Raw genomic sequence first — 13,165 nt, 5'->3', positions numbered from 1 at the left:
AGTTCAGCATCGTCCCCTCACTCGAGCCGCAGCACCGCCGCGTTGTCCCAGGCGTGGAAGTCGGGCGCGCGGGTCGGGCTCAGCGACAGGCCGACGGCCCGCTTGCGCCCGACCCGCTCGAGCCGGAACGCGTTGACGCGCAGCTGCATTCCCGCGCGCGGCGGGCAGGCCAGCTCGGTCTCGGCGCACAGCTCGTCCCACGGGATCGCCACCTCGACGACGAACCCGCGGTCGCGGTCGCGCCCCGCGTTCACGGTGCCCTTCGCCTGCACCGCCGTGCGCCAGCGCGAGTCCCACGCCTCGTCGCCGGCCCGGTAGCGCGGGAAGCGGGCGTCGAAGGTGACCCCGCGCGCCGACACCTGGTACTCGAGGTAGCGCCGGCCCTCGTTCGTGGCCGCGACGAACAGCTCGAACGCCTCCTGCTTGTACAGCGGGTCGTCCTGCTGCGCGTACTCGGTCCACAGGTCGTCGTCGGGCACGTCGGCGGCGGCGTAGAGGTGGGCGTCGTCCCAGGCGAACGCGACCCGCGTGCCGTGCTCCGGCGCCAGCGACCCGAGCGAGCCCGCCTGCGCCGGCGCGGTGGCCGATGGGTCGGGCTCGCCGTCGAGCGACAGCGTCAGCGGCACGCCGGCCTGGGCGGTCCACACCGGCTCGTCGAGCACGCCGTCGACCGCGATCGCGCCGGCGCGCGGCGCCGTGACCTGCATCGGCTCGCCGGCCACCCGCACGACCGCGAGGATCGCCACCCCGTCGGCCCGCCGCGGCCCCGCGACCGCGACGTCGCCGACCAGCTCGGCCACGATCACCGCGTGGCTGGCGTGCCACGGCGACGCCAGCGGCAGCTCGACCTCCGCGTCCTCGACCGGCCCCGCGAGCTCGACGAAGCGGTCGCGCGGGTCATCGATGGGTCCTCTCGGCACGCTGGTCTGACCGCGCGCTTCCTGAAGACCGGCGATCTGCGGCGCCCGCAGGCCGACCCGCAGCCGCGCGCCGGCGCCGATGCCCGCGGCCGTGAAGCGGACCTTGATCGCTTCGCCCGCGCGCGGATCGGCCGGCGTGATCTGCCGCGCCCCGATCGTCGCCCCGCCGGCGAACTTGACCTCGCCGTCGAAGCGCTGCCCGCCCTGCGGGTCGGCGAAGTCGGCCGCGCGCAGCACCGGCTCGACCGGCGGCTCGGCCCGCTCGGCCGGCCCGCGCGGATCGCCGCCGCAGCTCGACGCCGCGACGAGATGTCCGAAGAGACAGCTCGCCGCGAGGCCCGTCAGGCGCATCCGCGCTGACGAGACCACACCGGATTCGCCTTGGCAAGGCGACCGCCGCGAACGCGCCGGGATCGGGGCGCGATCTCGCGCAATGGCCGCACGAGCCGCTGCAGACCCGGCAGAAACCGGCAGCGCAGCCCGTGAATCGGGAGCTCTGCGGGCGCTCAGGGCGCCCGGCGCGTCCGTCGCGGCGCGGCTGACCTGTCCGCGAGGACAGCTCGGCCGACGGCCACCTCTCCATGGCCGTCGCCGCTCGGCTCGGTTCGGCGCTGCGCATGTCCTTCAGGACATCTTGCGGCCGCACTCGAGCCGCCGCGCCGTCCGTCTCGCCCGATCGGCTGCCTCGCCGTCATCGCCGCAGCGCGAGCGTGTACTCGCGGGTGGCCGGACGTAGCTGCCGGCCACGCCCTCGGCGAGGCGGTGCTTGAGGCTGATCCCCGGCCACTCGCAACGGTCGGCGCGGCGCAGCGGGAAGGTCGCCGCGTCGTAGCCGAGCCAACCCGCGACCGCCGCGCAGTCCATGTCCGCCGGGACATGTCCGCGAAGACCGACGCAGCGCCCGCCGCGGAACTGCAGCTCCAGCGCCTCGTCGGCGGGCCGGGCCCAGCCGCCGGCGAACCGCAGCGCCCCGAGCTGCGGCGGGCAGAACTTCAGGCCGCGCGTCAGGACCGGCAGCCGGGCTCACGCGAGCGCCTGCACGCGCGCGGCGAGGGCCTGCAGCGCCTCCGGGTGCGCCGCCAGCAGTTGCGAGAGCGGCGTGTCGACCGCGCTCGCCGCTGCTGCTGCCACCTCCGTCGCCTCGCCCTCGACCGACTCGGCCTCGCTCGTCGCCGCGCTCGCCTCGGACGCCAGCGGTGCCCACGTCGCCGGCACCCCGAGCAGCCCCGCGAGCGCGTCGAGCGAGGCCGGCTCGGCGCGCAGCAGCGTCGCCACCGCCAGCTCGCCCGGCGTGCGCTGGGCGGCCGGCGCCGCGCGGGTCGCCTTCGCGGCCGGCTTCGCTTCGTTCCTGGCCTTCGGGACAGGCGGAGGTGCCACCGGCACGCTGCGGTCCCACGAGAATTCCCACGCCGGCAGCTTGCTCAGCTCGCGCGGGAACGCCAGGCCCGCCTCCTTGACCAGCGTCTGCATCACCCCCGGGCCGAGCGGCCGCAGCGTCACCACCAGCTTGGGCAGCCACGGCACCAGCACCTCGTCGGGCAGGGCCGCGAACGCGCGGCTGAGGAACTCGACGGCGAGCCGGGAGATCCGCGGGGTGAACTCGAGCGCGAGCAGGAAGCCCGCCATGTACTCCGGGAAGGCCGGCAGCAGCAGCGGGCTGTGCAGCAGGTGCTGGAAGTCGGCGCGGATCTCGTCCTCGCTGCGCTGGCCGAGGATCCACTGCGCCGCCCAGCGCAGCGCGATCTTCGGCGGGTCCTCGGGCTCCGCCTGCGCCACCGCGATCAGCAGCTGGCTGCGCTCGCAGCCCATCGAGAACGCCAGCGCCTCCTGCGTGAAGATGAACGCCAGCATCGCCGCGAGCTGGCGCGGCGCCGTCCCGCGATCGGTGAACGCCGTCGGCAGCAGCGTCGCGTAGTGTCGGTAGCCGGTGGACACGAAGTCCTTGATCCAGTCCGGCATCCCCAGCGTGCGGTAGTAGTGGACCAGCCCGCGCACGCGCTGGAAGATCTCCGGCGCGTCGTTGCCTCCGAGCTCCGCGCGCAGCAGCTCCGTCGCGCGCAGCCCCAGCTCGCGCGTCAGTCGCCCGCTGCGCAGATACAGCACGCTGTCCTCGGCCGCCTCGAGCGCCTTCGCGGCCCGCGACGTCGCCTCGAACGCCTTGGCCTTGAGCCGCTTCTCGAGCACCTGCTCGATCGTCAGCCCCTCGTAGCCGAGCTGGATCAGCGAGCCCTGGTGCTTGCCGATCTCGATGTCCCACGACTCCTGCTTCGGCTTGTGACCGAGCGTGCGCTCGCCCATGATCGGCCGCACGCCCGCGCCGAGGTAGCGCAGCCGCCACAGCAGGTCCGACGCCGGCAGTAACTCCGGCCGGCCCTGGATGTCGAGCAGCGCCCGCTCGATGCGGCTCGACTTGAGGTTGACGCCGAGCACCGCCAGGCGGTCGTACACGTCCTGCGCCAGCGGCGGCAGCGACTCGTAGCCGACGCGGCCGAGGCGGTCGCCGCCGAGCAAGATCTGGCACAGCCGCCGCACGTCGCGACGGCCCGGCACGCGATCCTTCTCGAGGCACGTCACGGCCGCGTCCTGGAAGTCGTACGGCGACGGGTGCGGCCGGTCGCGCAGCCGCGCCAGCAGCGTCGCGGTGTGGAGGATCGCGATCGTGTCGGCCGTCGACGCGTTGTAGCCGTGCTTGCGCGCCAGGCGGACGATGTCGACGCACCAGCGCATCAGCTGCTCGTCGTCGGCGGCGACGAACGTCGGCGGCCGGGTCAAGAACTCGCGCAAGCCCGAACCACTGACCGCCGCAGGAACTGCTTCGACCGGCGCCGCCGGAGCGCCCGGAGCCGCGGCCTTCTTGCGCACCGTCGGCTTGCCCTCGGCCTCGGTCTTCTTCTCGGCCTCGATCTTAAATGGCTTGAGCTCGAGCGCCTGCAGCCCCTTGTCCCACATCGACTGCGCGATCGAGATCTCGCCGGCCGGCAGGCTGAACTGGCGCTCGATCGCCGCGTAGCTCGAGGGCACCACGCCGTAGAACCACTGCGTCGGCGTCTTCGGCGGCACCGTCCAGGCCGCGCCCTTCGAGCCGAACTCGGGGATCGGCGAGACCGCGTGGATCGCCCCGCACACGTACATCGCCTCGCGCGGGTCGACCTTGTGCGCCTGCATGTGCTCGCGGATCCGCGTCCACATGTAGCGCTCGCGCTCGCCGTCGGCGACGCGGTCCTTCTCGGTGATCCCGATCCGCCGCAGCAGCGAGCCGACCAGGAAGAACACCTGCCGATACGTCCCGTAATCACAGGACAGCGTCGGTCCCTCGACGTACTGCGTCCACCACTCGCTGTAGTGGCGCACCTTCGCGTTGCGCAGCAGCACGTCGAGGAAGTCGCCGAAGGTCGGCTGCATGTCGCCGATCTGCAGGCCGACCGCGCCGCCGTGCAGGTTGCCGGTGTTGCCGGTCGACGCGCCCTCGCCCTCGCCCTCGCCGGCCGCTTCCTCCGCTTCGGGCTCGTCGCCGCCGTCGTCGGCCTCGCCGCTGTCCTCGCCCGGCGGCGGCCCGCCCTTCGGCATCCACTGGAACACGTGGTCGACCGAGCGGTCGACGAACACCAGCTTCGTGCCCGGGTTCTGCAGGCAGTACGCGATCGCCTGGTACTCGGCCGAGAACTCCGTCAATGGCAGCACCACGTTGAGCGGCGTCCAGTCGGCCGGGAACGCCGGCGCCTCCGGGGCGAACGCCTGCAGCGCGACCGGGAAGCGGCAGTGGTGCAGCCCGGCCAGCGCGGCGTTCAGGTCCTCGCAGCCCTCCATGTAGATGACCTTCGGCGCGCGCGCCCGCAGCCGGCGCAGCATGTGCAGCGCCGACGCCGGCGAGTGGTGCTTGACCGGGAACACCTCGACCGGCTCGGCGGTGGCGCGCTGGACGTCCTCGATCATCGCGCGCAGCAGCGCCCCGAGGTGGGCCGAGTCGCCGGCGAACGCCGCCGCCGCCGCTTCGAGCTGCGAGCGCAGGGCCTGCAGCGCCGGGTCGAGGAGGGCTGGGTCGAGGATCGAGTTCACCTTCGCACCGCCTACTTGAACGAGGACAGCGCCTGCTTGCCGCCGGCGACGAACGCCTCCCACTCGGGCGACTTCTCGCCCTTCGCCGGCGCGGCGGCCTCCTCGCCCTTCTTGCGCTTCTTGACGCCGTCGGTCTCGGCCGCGGTCGCGTGCCAGAACTTGTTGAGGATCGACACGTCCTCGGGCACCCGGCGGACCAGCGTGCCGACCAGCGAGCGGGCCAGCGTGGCCGGCTGCAGCGCCTTGTCGCCGAAGAAGTTGCTGTGCAGCAGCGCGTCCTCGAGCACCCCGATCTGCTCGGCCGTCGACAGCGACGACTCGAGCCGCTGGTCCTCGGACGTCGTGTTCGCGGTCGCCTCGCGCAGGTCGGCGAACGTCTGCAGCAGGATGTCGAGCATCGTCGGCGGCACGTCGACCGTGATCGTGTGGCGGGCCATCAGCTCGCGCGTCCGGAACAGCACGATCTCCTTCTCCGACTTCTTGTTCGTCACGATGGGTATCGTCACGAAGTTGAAGCGCCGCTTCAGCGCCGTCGACAGCTCGTTGACCCCGCGGTCGCGGCTGTTGGCGGTGGCGATCATGTTGAAGCCCGGCTTGGCGTAGACCACGCTGTCGTCGCCGCGCAGCTCGGGGATGGTGATGTACTTCTCCGACAGGATCGAGATCAGCGCGTCCTGCACGTCGGAGCCGCAGCGGGTCAGCTCTTCGAACCGGCCCATCTCGCCGCGCTGCATCGCCGTCATGATCGGCGACGGGATCATCGACTCGCGCGACTGCCCGCTGGCGATCACCATCGCCACGTTCCACGAGTACTTGATGTGGTCCTCGGTCGTGCCCGCCGTGCCCTGGACCACGTGCGTCGAGTTGCCGGAGGTCGCCGCCGCCAGCAGCTCGGCCAGCCAGCTCTTGCCGGTGCCCGGGTCGCCGATCAGGAGCAGGCCGCGGTCCGACGCCAGCGTCACGATCGCCCGCTCGACCAGCGACGCGTCGCCGAAGAACTTCTGCGCGATCGGCCGGTCGAAGCTGTCCCCGGGGCCAGCCCCGAGGATGAACGTGCGGATCATCCGCGGCGACAGCCGCCACGCGAACGGCCGCGGATCCTTGTCGACGCTGGCCAGGTACGCCAGCTCGGCCGCGTACTTCTCCTCGGCCGGCATGCGCAGCTTGGTCTCGCTGGTGGCCGGCGCCGGCGCCGGCACCGAATCAGTCGTGGCGGGGGTAGAGATCTTCTTGGCCATCGCGACTACATCACCTTTTTGATCTGCTCGATCAGCTTCTTGGGGCTGCCGCTGAGGATCGGCGCGCCGATCTCCTTGAACTTCGCCGCGTACTCGGGGTTGACCGAGAAGTACCCGGTCGTGTGCAGCGACCCGACCGGGATGAGGTGGCAGCCCGACTCCTTCCACTGGCGCAGCACCGAGAAGAAGTCGCTCCAGTCATAGAAGTCGGAGATCACGACCACCGCGGTGTTCTGCGGCGAGTCGATGCACGGCGCCGCCAGGTCGAGCGCCAGCCGCATGTCGTTGCCGCCGCCGAGCTTGGTGCGCAGCAGCGTCTCGACCGGGTCGTGGACGTACGGCGTCAAATCGATGACGCGGGTGTCGAACGCGAACAGGTGGACGATCACCTTCGGCAGCGCGGCGAAGATCGACGCCAGGATCGTCGTCTGCACCATCGCCGACGTCATCGAGCCCGACTGATCGACGATGATGAGGAGCTTGGTCGGCAGGCTCTTCTTGCCGGTGCGGCGGTAAAACAGGCGATCGACGTACAGCCGGCGCTCGTTCGGGTCCCAGTTCGTCAGGTTCTTCCAGACCGTCCGCTTCATGTCGAGGTTGCGGAAGATCCGCCGCGGCGGCACCCGGTGGTCGTGGACCCGCGACGTCACCTGGCGCATCTGCAGCTTCAGCACCTTCGACAGCTCGTCGACGTAGCGGGCGATCAGCCGCTTCGCGTTCTGCAGCGCCGGCCCGCTGAGGTTGCCCTTGTCCCACAGGATCTGCTCGAGCAGCGCCATCGACGGCGTCAGCCGCTCGCTCAGCACCGGATCCTTGAGGACCTCGCGCAGGTCCATGCGGTGGATCATGTCGGCCTCGAGCGTCGCCAAACCGGCCTTGAGCTCGTCGTCGCCGATCGGCGGCCGCGTCGCCTCGCCGCCGCCGCCCGACGGCGCCCCCGTGTTCTGCGCGTTGCCGCTCTGCCGCAGCGACCCCGGCGGCAGCCCCAGCGCGCCCTCGAGCCACTCGACGTCGCGGGCCCACGCGCCGTACTGCTGCGCCGTCACCGAGCCCTGCGTGTTGGGCCCGAACGCGTTGAGCAGCAGTTTTGAGACGACCAGCGCCCGCTGCACCGTGCTCTTCAGATCGGTCGGGCTCTCGGCCGGCTGCGGCGCCGCGCTCTCCGGAGCAGGTGGTTCGCCCTCGGGCCCGGCGCTCGGCGGAGAAAAGCCGGGGAGCGGTCGCGAGAACTCGGGCTTCAGCTTCGGGAAGCGATGCACGAGCACGTCGACCGTCACTTTCGGGTCGAGCAGCTCGACCGGCAGGTCGGTCGTCTTCGCCAGCTCGCGCGCCAGCGACTCGAGGTTCGGCGCCGCGTCGCCCTGCTCGAACAGGGCCGACATCAACCGCCAGTAGAGCCCCTGACGGGCCCGCTGCATCAGCTCGGGGTCGGCGGCGCTCATGGTCAGCTCTTCTTGCGCAGCAGCTTGCCGGCGCGCTCCTTGAGGGTCGCGAGGTTGCCGCCCTTGGCCTTGCCGCGGGCCGCCTGGAGGCCGGTGCCGACCATCCGCGGCAGCGGCTTGCCCTTGTCGATCATCACCGGCTGCAGCGACCAGCGCCCGCCGTCGAACCGCAGCAGCGCCACCAGCCCCTTGCTGCCCGCCAGGTCGCTCGGCAGCAGGTCGTCGCTGCTCGGCCAGCGCTCGACCGCCAGCGGGAACGCCTGCCCGCCCAGCGACAGCTCGCGCGCCTCCTTGGCCGCGACCGAGTAACCGTCGGCCGGCAGCCACACCAGCTCCTCGACGACCGCCGGGTGGCGATCTTCGGGCCGCGCGCCCGGCCGCAGCGCCGTCGGCGAGGTCAACACCGCGGCTGCCTCTTCGGCCAGCTTCAACTTGGTCGGCAGCACCTCGGCGCGCGCCTCCTGCCACACGAGGTCGCCGGTCGCGTGCAGGAGCATCCCGGAGATCTTCACGCCCTGCCCGCCGGCGATCGCCTCGAGCAGCTTGCCGCCGACGTCGGCGAGCAGGCCGGCGATGTCGTCGCCCTGCAGCACGTCGACCTTGAACGCCGACACGCCGGTCCGCACCACCCGCGGCGGCTTGCCCGGCTCGTGCAGCGCGCCGAAGGCCACCAGCGAGACCACGTGGTCGTGCTGCCGCAGGTCGGTGGCGAACACCCGCAGCTCGCCCTTGACCTCGCGTGTGGCCGGCGGCGCCGGCGGGGCCAGCGACAGCACCATCGACCGCGTCCACAGGTCGACCCACCGCAGCCGCGGCACCTCCGGCTTGCCGTGCGCCGGGAACACCGTCAGAAGTTCGTCGAGGAAGCCGCTCAGCAGCGCCGCGTGCCGCACCAGCGCCGGCTCGGCCATGATCGCGTCGAGCGTGGCCTGGAACGGCAGCAGCGCCCCGACCTCGAGGTTGGCGAAGCCGGCGATCGCCAGCTCCATCAACCACTGCCGCACGCTCTCGAGCAGCACCGCCGCCCGCGGCGGCGCGGCTTGCCCCGGCGTGTCCGCCAGCGCCTCGAGCTCCGGCCGCGGCCGCGACAGCGCCGCGCACGCCTGAGCCACCAGCGCGTCGTGCATCGCCCCGTGCGCCGCCGCCCGCGCGGCCGCGATCACGGCGAAGTGACGATCGACGAACTCCGAGCGCCCGAGCCCGGCGATCGCCGCGTCGAGCGGCTCGGCCAGCGGCGTGCCGGCGAAGCTCGCCGCCAGCGACGCCAGTGTCTGCAGGTTGGCGCTCGACAGCCGACCGAACCCGGACTCGAACACCTCGTCGAGGCGCCCGATCAGCTCGGCGGTCTGCACCACGGGCTCGGGGACAGTCTTCAGATCCAGGAGAGGCATCAGCGCACGAACCAGGCCATGTCGGGCAGCGGCGCGCCGGTCGGCGCCACGCTGACGTATTGCAGATAGGTGAGGAAGCGGCTGAACACCATCCCGGCCTCGACCTTGTGCGGCCCGCCCTTGATGAAGCGAATCAGCTCGACGCCCGACCTCACCTTGTCGGGCTCGGCCTGCTGCAGCCCGAGGTACGCGATCACCCGCGCCGGCCCGTACTGCAGCACGCCCTCGTTCAGCAGCTCGACCAGGTGCTTGCACGGCGAGCCGCGCAGGCCGCCGCACGGCCGGTTGTTGTTCGTACTACAATAGAAGTTGCCGCTCGTCGCCTCGAAGTACGAGACGTACACCCGCTCCTCGTCCGAACCGCTCGAGACCACCCCCTGCAGGCGGCCGGCGTACAGCTCGACGAACGGGACCTTCTGGACCTTGCGCGCACGCGGCAGCACGCGCGGGCGAATCACTGAGCGGGGGGACGCAGCAGACACGCGAGCCGGACCATACAACGATCGCCGAGCGCCCCGCAACGCCGACGATCGCCCGTGCGCTGCAACAGATCAACCACACCGCCCGGCTCAAGTCCGCGCTCATCCCATCGCGCCAGGCCGCGCAGACCTCCACCGCCCGCGCTCCCCTCACCTGGCCAAAAGTTCATATCTACCCAATAGGCGGAGCTCCAGAGTGTAGCCTACTCTGGAGCCCCTGGGGTCCGCGGACCTGGGTGCCACCGGCACTTGCGCCCGCGGGGTCGGAATTCGAGGCTCACGGCATTTTCCAGCCCTTAGATCTGAAGACCCGCGTCTTGACGTTGGACCACCGGCACATACGATTGGCGTGCCAGGCCGGAATCTAACCGGCATCTCGGATCGGGGTGTGGCTGGGCGTCGAGAGAGCTTCGTCCGACCTGTCTTGAAGTTGGGAGAGAAGTTGAGCTTGAAGCTCGGCGAACCGCCCTCGGCTGCGAGTGAGGGTGCGTCTACCGTTCCGCCACCCCGACGCAAGATGTCGGGGGAAGGACTCGAACCTTCATGGCCCGCCTGTTTGGCCCTGAGATTGAACTCCAGCTTGAGCTTGTCTCCCTGTCGGGAATTCGTGGCCTCCTTCGCGGCTGCGAGGTCGAAGGCTTTCGCCCTTACTTGGTCACCGGGCCCTCGGCCTGGGTGCCCTCGAAGATGAAGTCGAGGATCCGGCGGCCGGCAGCGACCTCGGTGGCCTCGATCGAGTTGGCGCGCTCGCGGGCGAACTTGACCGCCTCGCCGAGCTTGGTGATCCGCTCGAGCAGCGCCTTCTTGCGCGGGCGAGGGATCGCGCCGCTGCGCTTGATCGTGGTCCAGTGGCCGACCACCACGTCCTCGGTGATGAGCTGCGTCTGCGCCGGGTGGTGCTCGGTCGCGTGGTAGAGCACGATCGGCCGCTGCTCCTTCTTGGTCTTCTGCGTCTGCACCGGGTCGCTCTGGTGCAGCCCGGTGCCGGCGTCGTAGGACCAGCGCTCGGCCGGGTCGAGCTCGACCATCTTCTCGATGAAGGTCTGCAGGTCGTGCAGCTCCTTCTCGAGGAACAGCAGGTAGGTCACCGGCACCTGCGGCAGGAACACCTTGCCGTCGACCACCACGTCGGCGCGCGCCTGGCAGTTCGACCAGTCCTTGGTCGCCACCGTGTCGAGCAGCGACACCAGCGCCCCCGTGATGTCCTTGATCGCCGCCTCGTAGGTCAGCTGTACCACCTGCGAGTCGTCCGGGAAGGTCTCGCCGTCCTCACGCCGCGGCGTGAATTTTTTGTGGTGGCCCGTCATCAGCGACGGCTGCTGCGTCGACTTGTGAAGGCTGGTGATGAGCGTGTGGAGCTCGGTCCGGCGGCCCTTCTCGACCGCGAGGATGGCGTTGAGCTTGGGCATGGCCCCTCCGATGGTCAGTGGGCGTCGAGGCTATCGGCCGGGCCCGGCGAGTCAAGCGCAGGTTGCGTTCGCCGCCGCGCGCGGAATACTCTCGCGCGTGCCCTCCGACCGCGCGCCGACGCTCCGCCTCCTGGCCGCCGCCGGCACCGGCGCCCTCCTGGCCGCCTCGTTCCTCCCGCACGGCGTGCCCGCGCTCGGCTGGCTCGCCGTCGCCCCGCTGTGGGTCGCCGCCCGCGAGTCCCCCGGCTGGCGCGCGGCCCTGCGCCTCGGCCTCGTCGCCGGCGTCGTCATGGGCGCGATCGGCTACCCCTGGATCATCGATCTCCTCCACACCTTCGGCGAGCTCGATCTCTGGCTGTGCGTCCCGCTGTTCGTCGTGTTCGCGCTGTGGACCGCCGCGCCCCTGGCCGCGTGGGCGGCGATGGTGTCCGCGTGGACAGGTCCTTCAAGGCATGTCCCATGGGTCCTGTCGATGGTCCTGTCGGGGCTGTGGTGGTCGTGGCCGATGCTGTTCCCGTTCACCCTGGCGATGGGCCTGGCGGCCCGCCCCGAGTGGATCCAGGCCGCCGAGCTCGGCGGGGTCGCGCTGGTCGAGGTGCCGATGATGCTGTGCGGCGTCCTGCTCGGCGAGGCCTGGCGCGCGCGCGGGCCGGCGCGCCTGCGCTTCGGGGTGATCGCGCTCGTGCTGCCGCTCGTCAGCCTCGCGCTCGGCCGCTGGCGGATCGATTCGCTCGCGGGCGAGACCACCCGCACCGTCCGCGTCGGCCTCGTCCAACCCAACATCCCGCTGCTGTGGTTCGACCGCCCGGCCAAGCTCGAGCGCCTGCGCGAGCCGTCGGCCCGCGCCGAGGCCGAGGGCGCCGAGCTCGTGGTGTGGCCGGAGAACATGTTCCCGTGGACGCTGAACCGCCCGTTCGAGCGCGACTTCAGCGACGACGACCGCGTGCTGCGCCGCCACTCGCTGCCGACGCTGTTCGGGGCCGGCACCGCCGCCGACAGCGACCCGTACGGCTACAACTCGGTGATCAACATGGCCGCCGACGGCCGCGTGGTGGGCCGCTACGACAAGATCTACCTGGTCCCGCTGGGCGAAGAGATTCCGCTGGTCGACCCCGAGTGGGCCAAGGGCCTGGTGCCCGGCATGGCCCACAACTTCCGCGGCGCGGGCCCGGGCCGCCTCGTCGTCCAGCCCGGCCCGGCCGGCAGCGAGGCGCCGCCGATCGCGTTCGGCCCGCTGGTCTGCTACGAGGACGTGCTGCCCGCGTTCGCGCGCGAGGTCGCGGCCCAGCCCGGCGGCATCGAGGCGTTCGTCAACCTCACCAACGACACGTGGTTCGGCCCGACCGCCGAGCCGTGGCAGCACCTCGCGCTGTCGCAGTTCCGCGCCGTGGAGCACCGGATCCCCGTGCTCCGCGCCGTCAACTCCGGGCCCAGCTCGCTGGTCGACCGCGCCGGCCGCGTGGTCGCCACGACCGACCTGCGCGCGGTCAGCATCGACGCCCCCGTGCCGCCCGAACATCTGGTCGTGCCGCTCGAGCTCGGCCGCGACACCGCGTCGGCCCCCACGGTCTACGCCCGCGGCGGCTGGCTGTTCGGACATGTCTGCCAGGCCAGCGTCCTGGTCGTCCTCGCGCTGCTGTGGCGCCGGCGGCGGCCCGCGTCGGCGTGAGCGTCTGCGGCGAGCCGCCCGCCGCACATGTCCCTCCGGACATGTGTGTCGGCCCCTGCTCCTTATGTCTTTCAGGACAGCCTCGCTCGCCGTCACCGCCACGGCGCGCCCTCGGGCGTGATGACCGACAGCGGGTAGACCGGCAGCCCGCGCTCGACCGCCGTGAACAGCTCCTCGACCTCGTCGCCGCGCAGGGGCAGCGCCCGCAGCTCGGCGAGCGTGACCCACCGGGCCTCGAGCGAGTGCTCGTCGGCGGTCGACTTCGGCGGCCGCTCGTCGACCGGCTCCGCCGTCAGGAACACCCGCACCCGCGTCATCTCGGCGTGGGCCGTGTGCTCGACCCGCAGCAAGCCGGTCAGCTCGACGGCGATCCCCGTCTCCTCGAGCACCTCGCGCCGCGCCCCCTCGAACAGCGACTCGCCCTGCTCGACGCGCCCCGCGGGCAGGTACCAGAGCTGGCCGTGCTTGACCTCGCGGACGACCAGGAACCGGTCGCCGCGGCGGACCACCACGAGCGCGAAGTAGTACGAGGGGACGGGGGCGCGCGGCATCTCGCGCCCG

At 71.8% G+C, this 13,165-nt stretch carries 10 protein-coding genes; 1 reads left to right on the top strand and 9 read right to left on the bottom strand.

Annotation, left to right across the window (positions count from 1 at the left end):
• Positions 1-17 precede the first annotated feature (17 nt).
• The 8 genes from NAEX_RS28425 to NAEX_RS28390 form a co-directional block, all read right to left on the bottom strand.
• Positions 18-1,271, bottom strand: coding sequence for a carbohydrate-binding family 9-like protein (locus NAEX_RS28425; protein WP_096330618.1), 1,254 nt, complete (start codon positions 1,269-1,271; stop codon positions 18-20).
• A gap of 273 nt (positions 1,272-1,544) precedes the next feature.
• A complete protein-coding gene (locus NAEX_RS28420; RefSeq protein ID WP_096330617.1) occupies positions 1,545-1,784 on the bottom strand; it encodes a hypothetical protein in 240 nt (79 codons plus the stop codon).
• Between the two features lie 159 nt (positions 1,785-1,943).
• Positions 1,944-4,976 carry a DUF5682 family protein gene (locus NAEX_RS28415; protein WP_211302489.1) on the bottom strand — a complete coding sequence of 1,011 codons (3,033 nt, stop codon included), beginning with the start codon at positions 4,974-4,976 and terminating at the stop codon, positions 1,944-1,946.
• A gap of 11 nt (positions 4,977-4,987) precedes the next feature.
• Positions 4,988-6,133 carry an ATP-binding protein gene (locus tag NAEX_RS28410; RefSeq protein WP_420814167.1) on the bottom strand — a complete coding sequence of 382 codons (1,146 nt, stop codon included), beginning with the start codon at positions 6,131-6,133 and terminating at the stop codon, positions 4,988-4,990.
• Positions 6,134-6,219: 86 nt separating this feature from the next.
• Positions 6,220-7,656, bottom strand: a complete 1,437-nt coding sequence (locus NAEX_RS28405) for a vWA domain-containing protein (RefSeq protein WP_096330615.1) — start codon at positions 7,654-7,656, stop codon at positions 6,220-6,222.
• A gap of 2 nt (positions 7,657-7,658) precedes the next feature.
• Entirely contained in the window at positions 7,659-9,047 is a 1,389-nt protein-coding gene (locus NAEX_RS28400) for a hypothetical protein (protein WP_096330614.1), read from the bottom strand.
• Positions 9,047-9,490 (bottom strand): hypothetical protein, encoded by a 444-nt coding sequence (locus tag NAEX_RS28395; RefSeq protein ID WP_211302488.1) that lies wholly within the window; start codon positions 9,488-9,490, stop codon positions 9,047-9,049. The genes NAEX_RS28400 and NAEX_RS28395 overlap by 1 nt, the downstream gene beginning before the upstream one ends.
• Positions 9,491-10,173: 683 nt before the next feature.
• Positions 10,174-10,935, bottom strand: coding sequence for a DUF7873 family protein (locus NAEX_RS28390; protein WP_211302487.1), 762 nt, complete (start codon positions 10,933-10,935; stop codon positions 10,174-10,176).
• 97 nt (positions 10,936-11,032) lie between these two features.
• Here NAEX_RS28390 and lnt point away from each other — a divergent pair, with 97 nt between their 5' ends.
• The gene (gene lnt / locus NAEX_RS28385) at positions 11,033-12,604 is read left to right on the top strand and encodes an apolipoprotein N-acyltransferase (RefSeq protein WP_096330612.1); all 1,572 of its coding nucleotides are present in this window, start codon (positions 11,033-11,035) and stop codon (positions 12,602-12,604) included.
• Between the two features lie 92 nt (positions 12,605-12,696).
• Here lnt and NAEX_RS28380 read toward each other — a convergent pair whose 3' ends face one another.
• Positions 12,697-13,155 (bottom strand): NUDIX domain-containing protein, encoded by a 459-nt coding sequence (locus NAEX_RS28380; protein ID WP_096330611.1) that lies wholly within the window; start codon positions 13,153-13,155, stop codon positions 12,697-12,699.
• Positions 13,156-13,165: the final 10 nt, after the last annotated feature.

The organism is Nannocystis exedens (genome assembly GCF_002343915.1).
Taxonomy (GTDB): Bacteria; Myxococcota_A; Polyangia; order Nannocystales; family Nannocystaceae; genus Nannocystis; species Nannocystis exedens.
Note: the sequence above shows the minus strand (reverse complement) of the source record. Positions and strands in the feature narration are given on the sequence as shown.